An 18,995-nucleotide genomic window follows, 5' to 3' on the forward strand; every position below is an offset into this window, starting at 1 on the left:
GGCTGGGGCCGCTAGCGGGCCTTGGCCTCCAGCGCCTGCATCACAGCCACGTCCAGCTCATCGCTGATGTCCTGATAGCCCTGGGCTGCCACGTCCGTTATGTGCCGTCCGCGCATCTTCACGCCCTTCCAGTTCCCGGTGGCATCCATGACCGTCGTGAGGCCCGTACGGCGGTTGTCGTGCACGTGGAAGTCAGTCATGCCCTCGTCAGCGCACGCGCGGTTCCAGAGCTTCCGGATGTAGCCAGAGGTCAGCCGTCCTCCCATGGGTCCGTAGAACATTGGATCGGAAGGGAGTGCCGGGTGCGCCTCGATGTAGCGCTCCAGCGCCTCCTCACCCCCATGCATGAGCCGGATCTTGCCGTGCTGTCCGGTCTTGGTGTCCTCCAGCTTCCCGGTCACATGAGAGAACTGCCGTTCGATGTTGAGTCTCTTGGTGAACGGGTCCCAGTCGCCACGGTTGAGACCGGCTGCCTCCGAGATCCTGAGGTGAGCTGTATAGATGACCCAGAAGACCGGCTGGAATTCTTCCGCCATGTGAGCCAAAACCTTTTTGAATTCTTCTTCCGTATGCCGTGGGCGCTTCCTGGTGGTGCCCCTGCCGGGGTTCTCCACGATGCACGGAGAGGCCTGGATGTAGCGCCAGCGGACGGCGGTCTTCATCGCGCCGCTCATGAGCCGGTAGATGTTGAGGCTGTTGGTCCCCTTCGGCAGCTTGGCGTATCAGTGGTCCACCATGTCCACGCGGATGTCCTTGACCATGTAGTGGCCGAACTTCGGGATGAGGTGCTTCTTGGCGTAGCTCCGGTTGTTCCGCATGGTGCCCGCTGACCAGTCGTTGGAGCGGTGGTCCATATACAGCTCCAGGAAGTCCCGGAAGGGCATGTTGCCCTTGCGGTCATCGAAGTAGTGGCCGGAGTCGATCTCCGCCTTGCGCTGCCAGTAGGCGTTGCTGGCCTCACGCTTCGTCTTGAACGTCCTGGACTCACGGCTCTTGTCCGGGAGCACCAGCCGGTACTGCCGGTTGCCACTGTCGAGCTGCCGCACAGCGGCGCTGAATTTAGTAGTCAGGTCGTCCTCCTCAGTATTTGATACGGAGGACGGCCTCACCGAGTCTCGCCATTATCGAGAAACGCTTGTGGGCACGGCGTGGGCACGAGACCTAAGGCCGTCCGGCAGGACGACCCTCAGAGCCGAGAAGATTCGCGTGAACTAGCGGGAGTAACTGGAGGGGATGACGGGAATCGAACCCGCGTAATCAGTTTGGAAGACTGAGGCTCTACCATTGAGCTACATCCCCGTTCCCATCTCGCGATGGGCACCAGGACATCGTAGTACAGGTTCAGGCCCGGTTCCGACCGCCACGCCAGCGTAACGGGGTGACCGCGTTGGCGGCGCGCGGCGACGTACGCGCGTGCAGTAGACTCGTGCGTGGTCTTTCGCCCCCGACGGGTTTGCTCGTGTCGGGGTAGCGGACCGGGCGGGTTGTGGTTAGTAACCCGGGGCGTAGCTCAGCTTGGCTAGAGCGCCCGCTTTGGGAGCGGGAGGTCGCAGGTTCGAATCCTGTCGCCCCGACCAGTCATGTACGACGAGACCATCGTTTCAATAATCAGGAGAAGCCAACAACGTGAAGACCACGGTCGAAAAGCTGAGCCCCACTCGCACCAAGCTCACCATCTCGGTGACGCCGGAGGAGCTCAAGCCGTCTATCAAGCACGCTTACGAGCACATCGCTGAGCAGGTCAACATCCCGGGCTTCCGCAAGGGCAAGGTTCCGCCGGCGATCATCGACCAGCGGGTCGGCAAGGCCGCCGTCCTGGAGCACGCCGTCAACGAGGGGCTCGACGGGTTCTACCGCCAGGCCGTCGACGAGAACGACGTCCGTCCGCTCGGACGCCCGGAGGCCGACATCACCGAGTGGCCCAACGAGAAGGACTTCTCCGGCGACCTGCTGCTCACCATCGAGGTGGATGTGCGCCCCGAGATCGAGCTGCCGCCGTACAACGACCTGAATATCACGGTCGACGCCGCAGACATCTCCGACGCGGACGTCGACCAGGAGCTCGACAGCCTGCGCAGCCGCTTCGGCACGCTCGTCACCGTCGACCGCCCGGCCAAGAAGGGCGACTTCGCGCAGATCGACCTCGTCGCCGTGATCGGTGACGAAGAGGTCGACACCGCCAACAGCATCTCCTACGAGATCGGTTCCGGCGAGCTCATCGAGGGCATCGACGAGGCGCTCGACACGCTCACCGCCGGTGAGACCACCACGTTCGAGGCTCCGCTCATGGGCGGAGACCACGAGGGCGAGAACGCGCAGATCACCGTGACGCTCACCGCCGTCAAGGAGCGCGAGCTTCCCGAGGCGGACGACGACTTCGCGCAGATCGCCAGCGAGTTCGACACGATCGCCGAGCTGCGCGAGAGCGTGCGCGAGCAGGTCGAGCGCTCGAAGACCTTCGGTCAGGGCACCGCGGCACGCGACCAGCTGCTCGAGCAGCTGCTCGGCTCCGTCGAGATCCCCGTCCCGACCCAGCTCGTCGAGGACGAGGTGCACCGTCACCTCGAGCAGGAGAACCGCCTCGAGGACGACGTGCACCGCGCAGAGGTCGCCGAGTCCAGCGAGAAGACCTTCCGCACGCAGATCCTCCTCGACGAGATCGCCCGCGTCGAAGACGTCAAGGTCAACCAGGACGAGCTGAGCCAGTACCTCATCCAGGGTGCCGCCCAGTACGGCATGGACCCGAACGAGTTCGTGAAGATCCTCAGCGAGAACGGCCAGATCCCGTCGATGGTCGGAGAGGTCGCCCGCAACAAGGCCCTCACGATCGTCCTCAGCCGCGCCGAGGTCGTCGACTCCAACGGCAAGAAGGTCGACCTCAGCGAGTTCACCATCACGCCGGACGACGACGAGGCAGAGGGCGAAACCCCTGCGGCTGACGAGACCGCAGACGAGGCTCCCGCCGCCGACGAGGCGCCGGCCGAAGAGAAGCCCAAGAAGAAGGCCGCTCCCAAGAAGAAGGCCGCTTCCGAGAAGAAGTAGCACCACACGCGAAGGCCGGGCACGCACAGCGCCCGGCCTTTCGCGTACCCGCGACCGCGCGACCGCGCGACCGAGCGCGGCCGTGACGACGCCACGGCGGACGGAGGACGAGCGATGGACGACTGGCAGCAGAGGATCGACGCCGTGTGGGATGCGGCGGCCGCCACCTCCGAGGAGGAGACCGTCGCGCGCATCGACGCACTCGTCTCCGAGCGTCCGGCTGACGACCCCTCCGCGCTCTTCGAAGCGGCAGGCGCACGCGACTACGCAGGCCGCGAGGCCGACGCGGAGCCGCTCTACCGCGCAGCCATCGCCGGGGGCCTCGCAGACCCGCAGCGGGCGCAGGCGGTCATCCAGCTCGCCAGCACCCTCCGCAACCTCGGCCGGCCGGGGGAGAGCGTGGAGCTGCTGCATGCGGAACTGACCGCGCACCCGGAGCACGAACTGGCGGATGCGGCACGCGCGTTCCTCGCGCTCGCTCTGCACGACCTCGGCAGGCACGCCGCTGCCGTGGCGACCGCGGTCGGTGCCCTCGCGCCGCACCTCCCGTTGTACCGACGCGCGGTCGCGAACTATGCGCACGACCTCACCACCCGATAGCGTTGACCTCGACAGTGCCTAGGGTTCCGTTCCCCGGAAGAGTTCGCGGGAGGTCTGGTCCGAGCGGCACCACGGCGGCGCACAGCGTCGCCGTCATCTGACAGGACAAAAGCCCGGAGGATCCCTTCGCCGTGCCATCGCGGCGAACGAAAGGATCCTCGTGTCACCCGTCGCCCTGTCCCTCGTCGTGATCGCCGCGTTCGCGCACGCGACCTGGAATCTCGCCTCCAAACGGGCGAGCGCCATCGGGCTGCCGTTCATCCTGCTCGGCGCCATCGCATCCACGGTGCTGTGGCTGCCGATCGCGGGCGTCGACCTCGCGATCAACGGCGCCGACCTCCGCTGGATGCTGCTCGGCTCCGGCGTGTCGGCGGTCATCCACGTGGGGTACATGTGGGTGCTGCAGCGCGGGTACGCGCACGGCGACATCTCCGTGGTGTACCCGATGGCGCGGGGAACGGGGCCGCTGCTGTCCGTGGTGTTCGCGATCGTGCTGTTCCACGAGCATCCATCTGCACTCGCGCTGGCGGGGGCGGCCGTGGTGGTGGCGGGCATCGTCGGCATCGGGCTCAGTACGGGACGGCCAGTCCAGCCCGGGATGCGCGGGCCCGACCAGCCTGGGATGCGGCGAGCCGGGATACACCGGATGCTCGGCCCCGGCATCCTCTACGGCCTGCTCACCGGCGTCACCATCGCCGTCTACACGCTGTGGGACGCGTTCACGGTCAACGACCTCGGCGTCTCTCCCGTCGCGTTCATGGTGGGATGCAGTCTCGGCGAGGTGGTGCTGCTCGCTCCCGTGCTCGTGCGGCGACGCGCGGAGGTCGTCGCGGTGTGGCGGCGGTTCCGGTGGCAGGTGGTGATCGTGGGGGTGCTGTCCCCGTTGTCGTACATCCTGGTGCTGAGCGCCGTGCAGCTCGCCCCTGTCTCGCTCGTCGCCCCCGCGCGTGAGCTGAGCGTGGTGCTGGTGAGCCTGGCCGGGTGGCTGATCCTGCGCGAGCCGAAGCCGGCGCAGCGGATGGCGGGAGCCGTCGTGGTACTCGGCGGGGTCGCGATGCTCGCCCTGAGCTGATCGCCCTGAGCTGACCGCCCCGCGCGGAGCAGGCGCGCCGCCGAACGCGCCACGCTCGTCTGCCCACGGCGAACAGGCCGGAAATGCGTCACGGGCTCCGATAGATTCATGTTCGAAGCGACAAGGAAATGGAGCGACACATGGCCGACATGGGCATGCAACCCAGTGTTTTTGACCGACTGCTGAAGGACCGCATCATCTGGCTCGGGTCCGAGGTCCGGGATGAGAACGCGAACGAGATCGCCGCAAAGCTGCTTCTCCTCGCCGCGGAGGACGCGCAGCGCGACATCTACCTTTACATCAACTCGCCAGGCGGGTCGATCACGGCCGGCATGGCCATCTACGACACCATGCAGTTCGTGCCGAACGACATCGTCACGGTCGGCATCGGCATGGCCGCCTCGATGGGGCAGCTGCTCCTCACGGCCGGTACCAAGGGCAAGCGGTACATCACCCCGAACGCACGCGTCCTGCTGCACCAGCCGCACGGCGGCTTCGGCGGCACCGCGAGCGACATCCAGACTCAGGCGCAGCTCATCCTCGACATGAAGAAGCGCCTCGCAGAGATCACGGCGGCCCAGACGGGCAAGAGCGTCGAGCAGATCAACGCGGACGGTGACCGCGACCGCTGGTTCACCGCGCAGGAGGCCCTCGAGTACGGCTTCGTCGACCACATCCGTGAGACGGCGACCGAGGTCGTCGGCGGCGGCGGAACCGCGGACGAGAAGTAAGACCTCGGAAGGAATAGGAATCGACATGAACATCCCCAACTTCGGCGGTCAAGCGTTCAACGGGGTCCAGGCTCCCGGCTCGCGCTACATCCTCCCGAGCTTCGAAGAGCGTACGGCATACGGCTACAAGCGCCAGGACCCGTACGCCAAGCTGTTCGAGGACCGCATCATCTTCCTCGGCGTGCAGGTGGACGACGCTTCGGCAGACGACATCATGGCCCAGCTCCTCGTGCTCGAGAGCCAGGACCCGGACCGCGACATCGTCATGTACATCAACTCGCCAGGTGGCTCGTTCACCGCGATGACGGCGATCTACGACACGATGCAGTACATCCGCCCGCAGATCCAGACGGTCGTGCTCGGCCAGGCGGCATCCGCAGCCGCCGTGCTGACGGCGGCCGGCAGCCCGGGCAAGCGTCTCGCACTGCCGAACGCCCGCATCCTCATCCACCAGCCCGCCGTCGGCGAGGCAGGCCAGGGGCAGGCGTCCGACATCGAGATCCAGGCCAACGAGATCATGCGGATGCGCACCTGGCTCGAGGAGACGCTCGCGCGCCACTCGAACCGCTCGCAGGAGCAGGTCAACAAGGACATCGACCGCGACAAGATCCTGTCGGCGGCCGAGGCCCTGGAGTACGGCCTGATCGACCAGGTGCTGACGAGCCGCAAGACGCTCCCGGCGCTGGTCAAGTAAGACAGCATCCCGAGCCTGCTGCGATGAACGAACGGGGCGATCGTCTGGACGACGGTCGCCCCGTTCGTCGTGTCAGGGCGTATGCGGACGCAGCGTACGATCCTGATGTGTGGCCGGCGAACATCCCCGCCGTCGCGCAGCTGCTCCGCACGGGGCTCGAACTCGCGCAGGGCGTGACGTTCCTGGTGGGGGAGAACGGCAGCGGCAAGTCCACCATCGTGGAGGGCATCGCGACCGCGTACGGCCTGCCGCCGGAGGGCGGGAGCAACCAGGGGTCGCACTCCACGCGCCCGAGCGAGTCTCCGCTCGGGGAGTGGCTGATGGTGGAGCGCAGCCCGTCTGCTCCGCGCTGGGGATTCTTCCTGCGCGCGGAGACCATGCACGGCTACTACTCCTACCTCGAAGCGCTGCCGGGCAGCCCGGACAGGCACCTGCACTCGCTGAGCCACGGAGAGTCGTTCAACGACCTGCTGGTGAACAAGCTCAACCACCCGCAGTACGTCGCAGGGCTGGTGTGCCTCGACGAGCCGGAGGCGGCGCTGTCGTTCGAGTCGTCGCTGCGCTGGCTGGCGAACCTGAACGAGATCGTCGACCGCGGCACGCAGGTGCTGTGTGCGACGCACTCGCCGATCCTCGCCGCGCTGCCGGGGGCGCGCATCCTGGAAGTTGGCGAGTGGGGCATCAGGAAGACCACCTGGGAGAGGCTGGGGATCGTGCAGCACTGGCGGTCGTTCCTCGACGCGCCAGGGCGCTATTTCCGCCATCTGCTGTAAGCAGAACGGATGCGCGTGGCGCGCGTGACCAAATGCGGCCAGGTGCGCGCCAATGTCGCTTCCACAGGTTAGGCTCGACGGGAAAGACCCTGAGAAGGAGGGGAGAGGGATGGCACGCATCGGGGAAAGCGCCGATCTGCTCAAGTGTTCCTTCTGTGGCAAGAGCCAGAAGCAGGTCCAGCAACTGATCGCCGGACCGGGCGTGTACATCTGCGACGAGTGCGTCGAGCTGTGCAACGAGATCATCGAAGAGCGACTCGCCGAAGCAGGCGAAGAGGCGGCGGGCGAGTTCGACCTGCCGAAGCCCAAGGAGATCTTCGGGTTCCTCGAGGAGTACGTCATCGGCCAGGAGGCCGCGAAGCGCGCACTGGCGGTGGCTGTCTACAACCACTACAAGCGCGTCCGCGCCAAGGCGTCGATCACCTCGGCGGATGCGATGGACGACGTCGAGATCGCCAAGAGCAACATCCTGCTGATCGGCCCGACGGGCTGCGGCAAGACGTACCTGGCCCAGACGCTGGCGAAGCGGCTCAACGTTCCGTTCGCCGTCGCAGACGCGACAGCCCTCACCGAGGCGGGCTACGTCGGCGAGGACGTCGAGAACATCCTGCTGAAGCTCATCCAGGCCGCGGACTACGACGTCAAGCGGGCTGAGACCGGCATCATCTACATCGACGAGGTCGACAAGATCGCCCGCAAGGCCGAGAACCCGTCGATCACGCGCGACGTGTCAGGCGAGGGCGTGCAGCAGGCGCTGCTCAAGATCCTCGAAGGCACGGTGGCTTCCGTCCCGCCGCAGGGCGGACGTAAGCACCCGCATCAGGAGTTCATCCAGATCGACACCACGAACGTGCTGTTCATCGTGGCCGGTGCGTTCGCCGGACTGGAAGACATCATCTCCCAGCGCGCAGGCAAGAAGGGCATCGGCTTCGGCGCCCCGCTGCACTCGAAGGGCGACGACGTCAACCTGTTTAGCGAGGTGCTGCCGGAAGACCTGCACAAGTTCGGGCTCATCCCGGAGTTCATCGGCCGTCTGCCCGTCGTGACCACGGTCACGCCGCTCGACCAGGACGCGCTGATGCAGATCCTCACGGTGCCGAAGAACGCGCTCGTACGGCAGTACCAGCGCATGTTCGAACTCGACGGGGTGCAGCTCGACTTCGAGCAGCCGGCCCTCGAAGCGATCGCCGACCTCGCGGTGCTCCGCAAGACCGGCGCCCGCGGACTGCGCGCGATCATGGAAGAGGTCCTCGGGCCGATCATGTTCGAGGTGCCGTCCAGCGCAGAGGTCGCACGCGTCGTCGTCACCCGAGAGGCAGTGCTCGAGAACGCCGCGCCCACGATCGTCCCGCACCGCCCGCGGCGCGAGGAGAAGTCGGCGTAGCCGCCTCCGCCTAACCGTAGAGAGTCGCCCCCGTCACCACGGGGGCGGCTCCGTTTGTACGGAGAGGTCGCGGACACGCCGTGCCGAACGTCCGTTCGGACGGAGGAACCGGCCGTGTCGCGCCGAAGATCCGTCCGAACGGAGAAGCCGGCGGCGTGGTGCGCCGGGTCTCCGTCCGGACGGATGGTGCGCGCTCAGCCGGCGAGACCGCGCCGTTCCAGCAGCGGCTCGATGACGGAGTCACGGCCGCGGAAGTCGCGGTAGGCCTCCAGCGGGTCCTTCGAGCCGCCGACGCCGAGCAGACGCTGACGGAAGCGGTCGCCGTTGTCGCGGGTCAGGCCGCCGTTCTCGGTGAACCAGGCGACCGTGTCCGCATCCAGCACCTCGCTCCAGATGTAGGAGTAGTACCCGGCGTCGTAGCCGCCAGAGAAGGTGTGCGCGAAGTACGTGCTCGCGTACCGTGGCCGCACGGCCGGGTTGGCGAGGCCGGCGGCCGCGAGGGCCTGCGCCTCGAACGCGGCGACGTCGTCGACCGTGTCGTCGGCGGTGATCGCGTGCCAGGCCTGGTCGAGCATGGCGGCGGCGAGGTACTCGCTGGTCTGGAAGCCCTCGTTGAACGCCTCCGACTCGTGCAGCTTGTCGACGAGCTCCTGCGGCATCCGCTCGCCGGTGACGTTGTGCACGGCGTAGTTCTCGAGGATCTCCGGCCAGAGCATCCACATCTCGTTGACCTGGCTGGGGAACTCGACGAAGTCGCGGTACACGTTGGTGCCGGCGAACTTCGGGTATGTGACGCGCGCGAACAGTCCGTGCAGGGCGTGGCCGAACTCGTGGAACAGCGTGTTCGTCTCGTCGTAGCTGAGCAGGGTCGGCTCGCCGGCCGCCGGCTTCGGCACGTTCAGGTTGTTGACGACGATCGTCGGGTATTCGAGCAGCGCCGACTGGGAGATCAGCGGGTTCATCCACGCCCCTCCGCGCTTGGAGTCGCGCGTGTAGAGGTCGAGGATGTAGAGGCCGAGCTCTGAGCCGTCCTCGTTGCGCACCTCGAAGACGCGCGCCTCCGGGTGGTATGCGACCAGGTCAGGCCGCTCTTCGAAGGTGATGCCGTAGAGCTTCGTCGCCGCGAAGAAGACGCCGTCGCGCAAGACGCGCTCCGCCTCGAAATACGGGCGCATGGCCGCGACGTCGATGTCGTACGTCGCCTGGCGCACCTTCTCGGTGTAGTAGGCCCAGTCCCAGGCGGCAAGCTCTCCGCCGTCGCCGAGCTGCTGCTGCAGGGCGGCCTGCTCGGCGAGCGCGTTGCGCGCGGCGGCGGGGGCCAGCCGGCCGAGCATGGCGGCGACGGCCTCCGGCGTCTTGGCCGTCTGGTCGGCCGTGACGTACGCGGCGTGCGTCTCGAAACCGAGCAGCCTGGCACGCTCGGCGCGCAGCCGGGTGATGTCGAGCACGAGCTGCCGGTTGTCGTTCTCGCCGCCCCGGATGCCCCGGGAACGGGATGCGGTCATGATGCGCTCGCGCACGTCGCGATTCGTCAGCCCGGCGAGGAACGGATGCCCGGTGGGGAGCACCAGCGTGACGACGTACTTGCCGTCCAGGCCTCGCTCCTTCGCCGCCTCCGCCGCCGCAGAGATCGCGCCGTCGCCGAGCCCGTCGAGGTCGGAGACATCGTCGAAGACCACGGCGAGGTCGTTGGTGTCTGCGAGCAGGTTCTTCTCGAACCGGGTTGTGAGCGTGGAGAGCTGCTGGTTGTACGCGCGCAGCTTCTCCTTGTCCTCGTCACTGAGCCCCGCGCCTGCGAGCGTGAACTCGTCGTAGTAGCGCTCGACCAGGTAGCGGGACTCCGCGTCGAGGTCCAGCGCATCCAGGCTGTCGTGGATGGCCTTGATCCGGCCGTAGAGCACCGGGTCGAGTCGGATAGCGTCCTGGTGCGCGGCCAGCAGGGGAGCGATCTCCTCCTCGAGCGCGTTGGTGAAGTCGCTGGAGTCCGACGAGCTCTTGTTGAAGAAGACCTCGGCGACGCGCTGCAGGGTCTGGCCAGACCGCTCCAACGGGATGACGGTGTTCTGGAAGGTGGGCTCTGCAGTGGATGCGGTGATCGCCGCCACCTCGGCCAGCTGCTCCTCGAAGCCTCTGTCGAAGGCGGGCCGGTAGTGCTCGTCGCGGATGTCTGCGAACGGCGGCAACTGGTACGGGAGGGTGCTGGGGGAGAAGAACGGGTTCGTGTCTGCCATTGATCCAGCCTAGGGCTGTCGCCGTCCGGCGTGCAAAGGACTCTATGCAAATGAATCCTTGCAAAATACTGATTGCAAAGAAGTGCTTGCAAAGAAGTCTTTGCATTGCTAATCTCTGAGCATGGCCACCGACGAAGACAACGCAGCCCAGCAGACGGAGAAGCCCCCGGCGATCTCCCACCCCATGCACGACGCCCTGGGCATGGAAGCGCTGCGGGCGCTCGCGCACCCACTGCGGGTCGAGATCATGAACGAGCTCTCCGACTTCGGCCCCGCCACGGCGAGCGGTCTCGCCGAGCGGCTGGGGGAGTCCAGCGGTTCCACCAGCTACCACCTGCGCCAGCTCGCCAAGCACAACATCATCGTCGAGGATGCCGAGAAGGGGTCCGGCCGCGAACGCTGGTGGAAGATGGCGCCGGGCGGCGTCACCCTCGGCTCGTTGGAGACCCTGGCCACCCCGGCCGGACGCGAGGCCAACGAGCTGATCTCGCGCGAATGGCAGCAGAACAACGAACGCCGCCTCACCGCGTTCCTGCGCCGCGGCCTCGACGTCTACGGCAGCGAGTGGATGCAGGCCAGCACCCTCTCCACCTCGCACCTCCAGCTCACCATCGACCAGCTCGCCGAGTTCGGCCGCGAGTACTACGCCATGCAGACCAGGTTGCGCGAGAAGTGGCGCGCGGCCGACGGCAGTGACACCAGCGGCGGCGGAGAGAGCCCGGAGGGCAGCCTTCGCGTCCAGGTGCAGTTCAACGCATTCCCGCTCGTGGAGGCGAGCGAGCGATGAGCACCGCGACGGCGCAGAAGGTCGCGCGCACGCCGATGAGCGCCGGGTTCAACCGGCTCTGGACGGCGGCCATCGCGAGCAATCTCGCCGACGGCGTCGGCCGCACGGCGGTGCCGCTGATCGCGACGACGCTCACCCGCGACCCGGCCCTTATCGCCGGGCTCAGCGCCGTGACCTTCCTGCCCTGGCTGCTGTTCGGCATCCCGGCCGGAATGCTGCTCGACCGGGTGGACAGGCGGATCGCGATGGCGGTCGCCAACTCGCTGCGGTTCGCGGTCGCCGCGCTGCTCGCCGTGCTCATCTCCACCGACGCCCTGACGATCTGGCTGCTCTACGGCTGCGTGCTGCTGTTCGGGCTGGGGGAGACGGTCTTCGACAACGCGACCACCACGGTCGTCCCGAGCCTGGTCACCCGTGATCAGCTCGACAGGGCGAACGGCAGGATGCAGTCGGCGGAGATCGTCGTGCAGAACTTCATCGCGACCCCGATCGCCGGGTTCCTGTTCGCGGCCGCCATCGTGCTGCCGGTCTGGCTCACCGGAGGCGGGTTCCTGATCGCCGGTCTGCTGGCGCTCACGATCCCTGCCGCCGCGGCCAGCGCGTACCGGAAAGGCGCAGCGGTCGACGGCGAGGCCGCTCAGGATCGTCCGACCTTCAGCGCCGTCGTCTCGTTCCTCGTGCACCACTGCTTCCTGCGGACGATGATCATCCTCACCTCGATCACCGCCTCCGCCCTCGCGTTCGCGCAGGGCAGCGTCGTGCTGCTTCTGCTCCAGACCTTCTCCGTCCCCGCCGCGCTCATCGGCGTCGTGACGGCGGCGGTCGGCGTCGGCGCCCTGGTCGGCGCACTCATCTCCAGCCGCCTGGTCGAACGGTTCGGCCGGGGCCGGGTGATGTTCTGCTCGATGCTCGTCAGCGGCGCGGGGGTCCTCTGCGTCGGCGTGACGGGGAACGTAATCTTCGCCATCAGCTCGTACGCGGTCGGCGCCTTCGGCGTGGCCGTCTGGAACGTGCCGTGGGGTGCGCTGCGTCAGGCGATCGTGCCGAACGACATGCTCGGTCGCGCGATGGGGATCGTGCGCACCATCGGCTGGGGTCTCACCCCGATCGCCACGGTGCTGGGCGGCTTCGTCGCCCGCATCGACCTGCGCCTGCCGTTCGTCATCGGCGGCATCGTCGTCGTCGCACTGACGCTCATCGCGGTGCGGCTCCTGCTCTCCGCCGGCACGCACGTGCCGGCGACCGAAACAGCAACGGAAGGAACCGGATCATGACCGCCTTCGCAGTCACCGTCCCCAGCATCCACCAGGCCACCTGGACCCAGCGCACCGCGATCAGGTTCGGCAGTGCCATCGCCGCGTGGGGGGTGCGCAGCGCGATGCTCCGCACGGCTCCGCATTACGCCGATCAGCTCGCAGCGGTCGAGCGCACGCGCGACTTCGCCGCGCGCGATCTGCCGCAGCTTCCGCGCTGACACGCCGACCGCGCTGACACGGACCAGGCACGACGCCAGCCGAGCCGGGCGGGTTCAGCCTTCGAGGTCGAACTCGTCTGGTTCCTGCTGGACAGGCTGGGTGATCGTCGCCGAGTCCTCCTGCCGGTTGAACCGGATGACCGTGCCGTCGTCGAGTTCGACGACAGGGTTGCCCTCCAGCCAGGTGAGCGTCCACTTCCAGCCGTCGGTGGCCACGTCGGTCGCCACGAGCTCCTCCTCGACCGTGCTGATCGCGTACGCGACCACCTCGGGGAGGGTGCTCGGGGCGTCGTCTCCCACCGACCAGCGTGTGCCGAGCTGCATCAGGCGCTCGCCTGGTTCTCGAGAAGGTCGATCTCGTATGTGACCCAGGAGGTTCGGGTCGCGACGGAGTCGTACACCTGCTGCGCCTCGGTGTTGTCGCGCGCGGTGATCCACTGGACGACGCCGAGGCCGCGCTCCTGAGCGCGGTCGCGCGTCGCCGCGATGAGCGAGCGGCCGATGCCCTTTCCTCGCTGGTCCTCCGACACGAACAGGTCGTCGAGGAACAGACCGCGGTCGCCCTCCAGCGGGCGGGCGAACTCGCGCATGTGCGCCAGCCCGACGATGCGGCCGTCGTCCACGGCGACCAGCCCGTCCTCCTCGTGGTCGGGAGCGGTCAGCCAGGACCAGAGCAGAAGAGCCTTCTGATCGGTGAGCGTGGTCTCGTAGAACGCCGCGTACTTCTCGTACAGGTCCAGCCAGGCGAAGAAATCGCCGTCTGCGACCGGTCGGATCTCAATCGACATGGGTGCCTCCGTTCGCCTTCCCCGCACGGCTGTGTCTCAGTGCGTGTTTCGACCTTATCGCGCGCATCCCGAGCGGTCGATGCCGTCGGGGGTCCGGGATGCGCACGAGTGCTTCACGGTACGAGGTCGTACGTGACCCACTTGGTCTTCTCTGCGACGCGATCGTAGACGCGCCGAGCAGTCTCGTTGTCTTTGGCGGTGATCCACCGAACGACGGACAGGCCCTGTTCGCGAGCGCGGTCGCGCAGCGCTTCGAGGAGCGCTGTTCCCGCGCCGTCTCCGCGCGCGTCCCTCGCCACGAACAGGTCGTCGAGGTAGAGGCCGCGGCTGCCGTCGAGGGGCCGGACGAACTCGCGCACGTGCGCCAGCCCGATCGGGGTGCCCTCGTCGTTCACGGCGAAATACGCCTCCAGCTCGTTGTCCGCATCGGTGATCCAGCTCCACACCAGCAGAGCCTTCTCATCCGTCAGCGGCTGCTCGTAGAACTCGCCGTACCCCGCATAGAGGTCGAGCCAGGTGAAGAACTCGTTGTCTTCCACACTCCGGACCGTCACGGTCATCGTTCCTCCTCGCTCGGGGCCTGGGCCAGCAGGATATCGGTCACTGATAGTTCATCGGCTGCTGCGAAACGCAGTTCGGCGATCTTGCCCACCGAACGCAGGTCGCCCGCCGCGCTCTCGATGGCGGCGATCTCGGTCTCCGGACCCGCGATGACGGCCGAATCGACGGCCGTGCGCTGGGAGGCTTTGGCCGTGGTCTTGGCACCGCGGATCGCGGTCAGCGCGCGGCCGACGATGCCGAGGACGGCGGCGTCCGCGCTCCAGTCTCCTGCGACCTCCGAGGCGACCGGCCACGCGGCGGTGTGGACGGAGCCGTCGTTGAACCAGCTCCAGGCCTCCTCCGTCGCGAACGGCACCACCGGTGCGAACAGGCGCAGGAACGCCGACAGGGCGATGCGGAGGGCGACGACCGCAGAGGTCTGCTCCGCGCTCGGCTCGCCGTATGCGCGCTCCTTGACCAGCTCGAGATAGTCGTCGCAGAACGTCCAGAAGTACGTCTCCGCGATTTCCAGGGCGCGCGCGTGGTCATAGCCGTCGAGCGCAGTGGTGGCGTCGGAGACGACCGTCGACAGGTTCTGGAGCATGCTCCGGTCGAGCGGGCTGGTGACGAGCGCGATGTCGTCGGCGCCCGTCGCCTCGAAGCCCAGGATGAACTTCGCCGCGTTCAGGATCTTGATGGCCAGACGGCGGCCGATCTTGATCTGCGTCGGGTTCTGCGGGTCGAAGGCGGCGTCCGTGCCGAGCCGCGACGACGCCGCCCAGTAGCGCACAGCATCCGACCCGTGCTTCTCCAGGATGTCGGCGGGGGTGACGACGTTGCCCTTGGACTTGGACATCTTCTTGCGGTCGGGGTCGACGATGAAGCCGGAGAGCGCAGTGTGCGCCCACGGCGCGACCTGGTTCTCCAGCTCGGAGCGCAGCATGGTGGAGAACAGCCAGGTGCGGATGATGTCCTGACCCTGCGGGCGCAGGTCGAACGGGTACACCGCGTCGAAGAGCGCGTCGTCCCGCTTCCAGCCTCCGGCCAGCTGCGGCGTGAGCGAGGACGTCATCCAGGTGTCCATCACGTCGTGCTCGCCGACGAAGCCGCCCGGCTGGTTGCGCTGCGCCTCGTCGAAGCCGGGGGCCGCATCCGAGGACGGGTCGACAGGAAGCTGGTCGTGCGCGGGGAGGATCGGCTCGTCGAACACCGGGTTGCCGTCCGCGTCGAGCGGGTACCAGACCGGGATGGGGACGCCGAAGAAGCGCTGGCGCGAGATGAGCCAGTCGCCGGTGAGGCCGCCGACCCAGTTCTCGTAACGCACGCGCATGAAGTCGGGATGCCAGTCGATGCTCTGGCCGAGCTCGATCAGCCGGGCGCGCAGCACCTCGTCGCGGGCGCCGTTCTTCACGTACCACTGACGGGTCGAGACGATCTCGAGCGGCTTGTCGCCCTTCTCGAAGAACTTGACGGGGTGCTGGATGGGCTTGGGGTCGCCATCCAGGTCGCCGGATGCGCGGAGCAGGTCGACGACGGCCTGCTTGGCCGAAAAGACGGTCTTGCCTGCCAGCTCGGCGTACGCTGCCTTGCCTGCCTCGCTCTCGATGGCGAGCGGCGCCTCCGACACGATGCGGCCGTCGAAGCCGATGATCGCGCGGTTCGGCAGGTCGAGCTCGCGCCACCAGGTGACGTCGGTGATGTCGCCGAAGGTGCAGATCATGGCGATGCCGGAGCCCTTGTCCGGCTGCGCGAGGTGGTGCGCGAGCACGGGGACCTCGACGCCGAACACCGGCGTGGTGACGGTCGTGCCGAACAGCGGCTTGTATCGCTCGTCATCCGGATGCGCGACCAGTGCGACGCATGCCGGCAGCAGTTCCGGCCTGGTGGTCTCGATCCAGATCGGCCCGTCCGCGCCGTGGAAGGACACGCGGTGGTACGCGCTCGGCTGGTCGCGGTCCTCCAGCTCTGCCTGGGCGACGGCGGTGCGGAACGTGATGTCCCACAGCGTCGGCGCCATCGCCTGGTACGCCTCGCCGCGCTCGATGTTGCGCAGGAAGGCGAGCTGGGAGGTGAACAGCGCCTCCTGGCCGATGGTGCGGTAGGTCTGGCTCCAATCGACCGAGAGGCCGAGCGAGCGCCAGAGCGCCTCGAACTGCTTCTCGTCCTCGACGGTCAGCCGCTCGCACAGCTCGATGAAGTTGCGGCGCGAGATCGGCTTCTGGTCTGCCGCCTTGCTGCTCTTGTTGTCCCCGCCCTCGAACGGAGGCACGAAGTCGGCGTCGTACGGCAGGGTCGGGTCGCAGCGGACGCCGTAGTAGTTCTGCACGCGGCGCTCGGTCGGCAGGCCGTTGTCGTCCCAGCCCATCGGGTAGAAGACGTGCTGGCCGCGCATCCGGTGGTAGCGGGCGACGACGTCGGTGTGCGTGTAGCTGAACACGTGACCGATGTGGAGCGATCCGCTGGCGGTGGGCGGTGGCGTGTCGATCGAGTAGATGCACTCGCGGTCGGCGGCGAGGGCCGCATCCCGGGGGAAGAGGTAGGTTCCCGCGGTCTGCCAGTGGGTGCCCCACTTGGCCTCCAGGCCCTCAAGGGCTGGCTTCTCCGGCACCGGGTTGGCGGCGTTCATCGTTCTCCGATTCGCTATATGCGGCACCGTGTCGATGGTGAGGTGCCTGAGTGTGCAGTCCTCCCAGGGTACCGGAGGCTCACTCTGGCGCGACGACCTCGTCGATGATCGGCCTGCGGCGGGCGGCGAACAGGGCGGCGACGAGCGTGATCACGCTCATGATGCCGAGCACGATGCCGGGGTGCCACCAGGCGTTGCCCGTCGCGTTTCCGAGGATCAGCGTGAGCGCGGGGACGAACGCGGTCAGCAGTGCGGCGATACTGTACGCGACCGAGAGGCCGCTGTAGCGGACGTCGCTCGGGAACAGGTCGGACATGAGCCCGCCGAGGCCCGCCCAGGAGAGCGTCGGCAGGATGCCGCCGATGATCATGCTGCCGACCAGGATGGGGAACGTCGCGTACTGCAGCAGGAAGTACATCGGGAACGCGATGATCAGCGTGCCGATCGCGCCGATGGCCACGACGCGGGCGGAACCGATCCTGGTGGCCCAGACGCCGAACAGCGGGATGGTGACGAGCTGCAGCAGGCCGCCGATGGTGGTGGCGATGAGCAGGTCGGAGAAGCTGAACTTCAGCACGGCGGTGCCGTAGTCGACCATGTACGTGTTCATCAGCGAGTACGAGCCGATGCCGAGAACCGCAGCGCCGATGGCGATCACGAACCCGCTCGGGGCCTTGCGGAACACCTGCAGGACGGGGAAGCGGTCGCGCTTCCCGGTCTCCAGGAGCTGCTTGAACACCGGCGTCTCGTCGATCGACCAGCGCAGGTAGAGCGAGACGAGCAGCAGCGGGATGGCCGTCAGGAACGGGATGCGCCAGCCCCAGGCCGCGATGTCCGCCTGGCTGAGCATGGTCGACATCAGGATGAAGACGACGGCGCTCAGGATGCTGCCGACCGGCGAGCCGAGCTGGGGGAGCGCGGCGTAGAAGCCGCGGCGTTTCGGGTTGGCGTACTCGGTCGCGAGCAGGATCGAGCCACCCCACTCTCCACCGAGGCTGAGACCCTGCACGAGGCGCAGCACGACGAGCGCGATCGCTCCGAACCAGCCGGCGGTGGCGTAAGTCGGCAGCACGCCCACGAGCCCGGTGCCGATGCCCATCATCAGGATGGTGATCAGCAGCGTCGGGCGACGACCGATCCTGTCGCCGAGGTGGCCGAAGATGATCGCGCCGATGGGCCGGATGACGAAACCAGCCGCGATGGTGAGGAACCCGGCGAGCACGCCGCCGAACACGCCGAGTGGCTGGAAGAACAGCGGGCCGACGAAGAACGCGCTGAAGTACGCGAAGAGGTAGAAGTCGTACGACTCGAGCGAGGTGCCGACGAACGAGGCGATGGTCACGCGGCGCGCGGTGCCGGGGGTGATGCCAGGGCGGTCTGTTTCGCCGCGGACGATGGTGTCTGGTGCTGTCGCGTTGGGGGACGTCACGGGGTTCCTTGTCTGACGGGCTGCAGTGGTCGGGTTAATATGTGGACCGGGTCCAATAATAGGCGTGAGGAGGTAACGCGTGACGCAGAGCGAGCATTCCCGTTCGGGGCGGCCCCGTGCATCCTCGCGGCTGATGATCGCCGAAGCGGCGGGCGAGCTGTTCCTGGAGAAGACATACGACGGCACGACCGTCGACGACATCGCGAGGCGAGCAGGGGTCGGCAGGGCCACCTTCTTCAACTACTTCGGAGCCAAGAGCGACCTGCTCTGGCTGGAGGTGGACGAGAGCCTGCGCGGTTTCGACCAGCTCCTCTCCGAGACCGATCCCGATGCGCCGCCGATGACAGCCGTTCTGGATGCGATCACAGCTCTGGCCGACGAGTTCGGCCCTGCGCGGCTGCCGCTCGCCGTGACGCAGTACGAGCTGATGGGCACGGACGGCGAGCTCGAAGCCTCCGCCCTCCCGAGGTTCCTCACGCTCGTCCGGCAGCTCAGCGCGTTTCTCGCCGGCCGCCTCGGCGAGCCAAGGGATGCGCTCCTGCCTCGCGCCATCGCGACCGCCGTGATCGGAGCAGCCGGCGCCGCAGCGGCGGTCTGGGCGCGCAGCGGCGTGCGACGGGGCCCGCTCGCGCGGGTGATCGTGGCGGCGGTCGGTCCGGTCTGCGCCGGCTACGCGTCCGCGCTCGACGACCAGCCTCGATAACGCTCGTAAACCCGTTAGAATCGTGCGTACAGACATCGACCCGGCGATCACCGGCGAGTCTTCGGAAGAACAGCGCACCGCGAGGGGCGCCAAGTAGAACCGAACGGGTCTGGCCCGTCAC

General features: G+C 67.5%; 19 protein-coding genes and 2 tRNA genes. 12 read left to right on the forward strand and 9 right to left on the reverse strand.

Going from position 1 to position 18,995, the window contains the following annotated elements; translation table 11 throughout:
- Positions 1-11: 11 nt before the first annotated feature.
- The 3 genes from ASE16_RS08105 to ASE16_RS08115 form a co-directional block, all read right to left on the reverse strand.
- Entirely contained in the window at positions 12-662 is a 651-nt protein-coding gene (locus ASE16_RS08105) for a tyrosine-type recombinase/integrase (protein WP_162255971.1), read from the reverse strand.
- A 60-nt stretch (positions 663-722) separates the two neighbouring features.
- Positions 723-1,109, reverse strand: coding sequence for an N-terminal phage integrase SAM-like domain-containing protein (locus ASE16_RS08110; RefSeq protein WP_157480214.1), 387 nt, complete (start codon positions 1,107-1,109; stop codon positions 723-725).
- A 116-nt stretch (positions 1,110-1,225) separates the two neighbouring features.
- Positions 1,226-1,299 (reverse strand) — tRNA-Gly (locus ASE16_RS08115).
- Positions 1,300-1,499: 200 nt separating this feature from the next.
- On the opposite strand from ASE16_RS08115, the gene ASE16_RS08120 reads away from it, so the two are divergent.
- From ASE16_RS08120 to clpX, 8 genes are all read left to right on the forward strand, one after another.
- Positions 1,500-1,577 (forward strand) — tRNA-Pro (locus ASE16_RS08120).
- A 49-nt stretch (positions 1,578-1,626) separates the two neighbouring features.
- Entirely contained in the window at positions 1,627-3,042 is a 1,416-nt protein-coding gene (gene tig, locus ASE16_RS08125) for a trigger factor (protein ID WP_055893408.1), read from the forward strand.
- Positions 3,043-3,156: 114 nt separating this feature from the next.
- Positions 3,157-3,642 (forward strand): tetratricopeptide repeat protein, encoded by a 486-nt coding sequence (locus ASE16_RS08130; protein WP_055893413.1) that lies wholly within the window; start codon positions 3,157-3,159, stop codon positions 3,640-3,642.
- 160 nt (positions 3,643-3,802) lie between these two features.
- Positions 3,803-4,714 carry a DMT family transporter gene (locus ASE16_RS08135; protein WP_055893421.1) on the forward strand — a complete coding sequence of 304 codons (912 nt, stop codon included), beginning with the start codon at positions 3,803-3,805 and terminating at the stop codon, positions 4,712-4,714.
- A 140-nt stretch (positions 4,715-4,854) separates the two neighbouring features.
- Positions 4,855-5,445, forward strand: coding sequence for an ATP-dependent Clp protease proteolytic subunit (locus ASE16_RS08140; RefSeq protein ID WP_055893424.1), 591 nt, complete (start codon positions 4,855-4,857; stop codon positions 5,443-5,445).
- 25 nt (positions 5,446-5,470) lie between these two features.
- Entirely contained in the window at positions 5,471-6,139 is a 669-nt protein-coding gene (locus tag ASE16_RS08145; protein ID WP_055893428.1) for an ATP-dependent Clp protease proteolytic subunit, read from the forward strand.
- Positions 6,140-6,162: 23 nt separating this feature from the next.
- The gene (locus ASE16_RS08150) at positions 6,163-6,912 is read left to right on the forward strand and encodes an AAA family ATPase (RefSeq protein WP_055893432.1); all 750 of its coding nucleotides are present in this window, start codon (positions 6,163-6,165) and stop codon (positions 6,910-6,912) included.
- A gap of 109 nt (positions 6,913-7,021) precedes the next feature.
- Positions 7,022-8,296, forward strand: a complete 1,275-nt coding sequence (clpX, locus tag ASE16_RS08155) for an ATP-dependent Clp protease ATP-binding subunit ClpX (protein ID WP_055893434.1) — start codon at positions 7,022-7,024, stop codon at positions 8,294-8,296.
- Positions 8,297-8,490: 194 nt separating this feature from the next.
- Here the strand turns inward: clpX and ASE16_RS08160 are convergent, their stop codons facing one another.
- Positions 8,491-10,527 carry a M3 family metallopeptidase gene (locus ASE16_RS08160; RefSeq protein WP_055893436.1) on the reverse strand — a complete coding sequence of 679 codons (2,037 nt, stop codon included), beginning with the start codon at positions 10,525-10,527 and terminating at the stop codon, positions 8,491-8,493.
- A gap of 121 nt (positions 10,528-10,648) precedes the next feature.
- Between ASE16_RS08160 and ASE16_RS08165 the strand changes: the two genes are divergently transcribed.
- The 3 genes from ASE16_RS08165 to ASE16_RS08175 are packed head-to-tail and all read left to right on the forward strand — an operon-like array spanning position 10,649 to position 12,788.
- The gene (locus tag ASE16_RS08165) at positions 10,649-11,314 is read left to right on the forward strand and encodes a winged helix-turn-helix domain-containing protein (protein WP_082581312.1); all 666 of its coding nucleotides are present in this window, start codon (positions 10,649-10,651) and stop codon (positions 11,312-11,314) included.
- Positions 11,311-12,588, forward strand: coding sequence for an MFS transporter (locus tag ASE16_RS08170; protein WP_055893438.1), 1,278 nt, complete (start codon positions 11,311-11,313; stop codon positions 12,586-12,588). Before ASE16_RS08165 ends, ASE16_RS08170 begins: the two co-directional genes overlap by 4 nt.
- A complete protein-coding gene (locus ASE16_RS08175; protein ID WP_055893440.1) occupies positions 12,585-12,788 on the forward strand; it encodes a hypothetical protein in 204 nt (67 codons plus the stop codon). The genes ASE16_RS08170 and ASE16_RS08175 overlap by 4 nt, the downstream gene beginning before the upstream one ends.
- 54 nt (positions 12,789-12,842) lie before the next feature.
- Here ASE16_RS08175 and ASE16_RS08180 read toward each other — a convergent pair whose 3' ends face one another.
- From ASE16_RS08180 to ASE16_RS08200, 5 genes are all read right to left on the reverse strand, one after another.
- Positions 12,843-13,112, reverse strand: a complete 270-nt coding sequence (locus ASE16_RS08180) for a hypothetical protein (RefSeq protein ID WP_055893442.1) — start codon at positions 13,110-13,112, stop codon at positions 12,843-12,845.
- Positions 13,112-13,576 (reverse strand): GNAT family N-acetyltransferase, encoded by a 465-nt coding sequence (locus ASE16_RS08185; RefSeq protein ID WP_055893444.1) that lies wholly within the window; start codon positions 13,574-13,576, stop codon positions 13,112-13,114. Before ASE16_RS08185 ends, ASE16_RS08180 begins: the two co-directional genes overlap by 1 nt.
- 113 nt (positions 13,577-13,689) lie before the next feature.
- The gene (locus tag ASE16_RS08190; protein WP_055893447.1) at positions 13,690-14,136 is read right to left on the reverse strand and encodes a GNAT family N-acetyltransferase; all 447 of its coding nucleotides are present in this window, start codon (positions 14,134-14,136) and stop codon (positions 13,690-13,692) included.
- Positions 14,133-16,742: a valine--tRNA ligase gene (gene valS / locus ASE16_RS08195; RefSeq protein ID WP_055893449.1), complete on the reverse strand. Its 2,610-nt coding sequence runs from the start codon at positions 16,740-16,742 to the stop codon at positions 14,133-14,135. The genes ASE16_RS08190 and valS overlap by 4 nt, the downstream gene beginning before the upstream one ends.
- 79 nt (positions 16,743-16,821) lie before the next feature.
- Positions 16,822-18,171, reverse strand: a complete 1,350-nt coding sequence (locus ASE16_RS08200; protein ID WP_055893453.1) for an MFS transporter — start codon at positions 18,169-18,171, stop codon at positions 16,822-16,824.
- A gap of 133 nt (positions 18,172-18,304) precedes the next feature.
- Here ASE16_RS08200 and ASE16_RS08205 point away from each other — a divergent pair, with 133 nt between their 5' ends.
- On the forward strand, positions 18,305-18,874 hold the full coding sequence (locus ASE16_RS08205; RefSeq protein ID WP_082581313.1) for a TetR/AcrR family transcriptional regulator: 570 nt from the start codon (positions 18,305-18,307) through the stop codon (positions 18,872-18,874).
- The last annotated feature ends 121 nt before the right edge of the window (positions 18,875-18,995 follow it).

This window comes from Leifsonia sp. Root227 (assembly GCF_001428745.1).
In the GTDB taxonomy this organism is placed as follows: Bacteria; Actinomycetota; Actinomycetes; order Actinomycetales; family Microbacteriaceae; genus Leifsonia.

Bases quoted from the DNA above. Each gene is read 5' to 3' on its own strand.
- clpX (WP_055893434.1), top strand. From the start codon at position 7,022: ATGGCACGCATCGGGGAAAGCGCCGATCTGCTCAAGTGTTCCTTCTGT.
- ASE16_RS08185 (WP_055893444.1), bottom strand. From the start codon at position 13,576: ATGTCGATTGAGATCCGACCGGTCGCAGACGGCGATTTCTTCGCCTGG.
- ASE16_RS08170 (WP_055893438.1), top strand. From the start codon at position 11,311: ATGAGCACCGCGACGGCGCAGAAGGTCGCGCGCACGCCGATGAGCGCC.
- ASE16_RS08180 (WP_055893442.1), bottom strand. From the start codon at position 13,112: ATGCAGCTCGGCACACGCTGGTCGGTGGGAGACGACGCCCCGAGCACC.
- ASE16_RS08165 (WP_082581312.1), top strand. From the start codon at position 10,649: ATGGCCACCGACGAAGACAACGCAGCCCAGCAGACGGAGAAGCCCCCG.
- ASE16_RS08145 (WP_055893428.1), top strand. From the start codon at position 5,471: ATGAACATCCCCAACTTCGGCGGTCAAGCGTTCAACGGGGTCCAGGCT.
- ASE16_RS08140 (WP_055893424.1), top strand. From the start codon at position 4,855: ATGGCCGACATGGGCATGCAACCCAGTGTTTTTGACCGACTGCTGAAG.
- ASE16_RS08175 (WP_055893440.1), top strand. From the start codon at position 12,585: ATGACCGCCTTCGCAGTCACCGTCCCCAGCATCCACCAGGCCACCTGG.
- ASE16_RS08150 (WP_055893432.1), top strand. From the start codon at position 6,163: ATGAACGAACGGGGCGATCGTCTGGACGACGGTCGCCCCGTTCGTCGT.
- valS (WP_055893449.1), bottom strand. From the start codon at position 16,742: ATGAACGCCGCCAACCCGGTGCCGGAGAAGCCAGCCCTTGAGGGCCTG.
- ASE16_RS08105 (WP_162255971.1), bottom strand. From the start codon at position 662: ATGAAGACCGCCGTCCGCTGGCGCTACATCCAGGCCTCTCCGTGCATC.
- ASE16_RS08130 (WP_055893413.1), top strand. From the start codon at position 3,157: ATGGACGACTGGCAGCAGAGGATCGACGCCGTGTGGGATGCGGCGGCC.
- ASE16_RS08190 (WP_055893447.1), bottom strand. From the start codon at position 14,136: ATGACCGTGACGGTCCGGAGTGTGGAAGACAACGAGTTCTTCACCTGG.
- ASE16_RS08160 (WP_055893436.1), bottom strand. From the start codon at position 10,527: ATGGCAGACACGAACCCGTTCTTCTCCCCCAGCACCCTCCCGTACCAG.
- ASE16_RS08205 (WP_082581313.1), top strand. From the start codon at position 18,305: ATGATCGCCGAAGCGGCGGGCGAGCTGTTCCTGGAGAAGACATACGAC.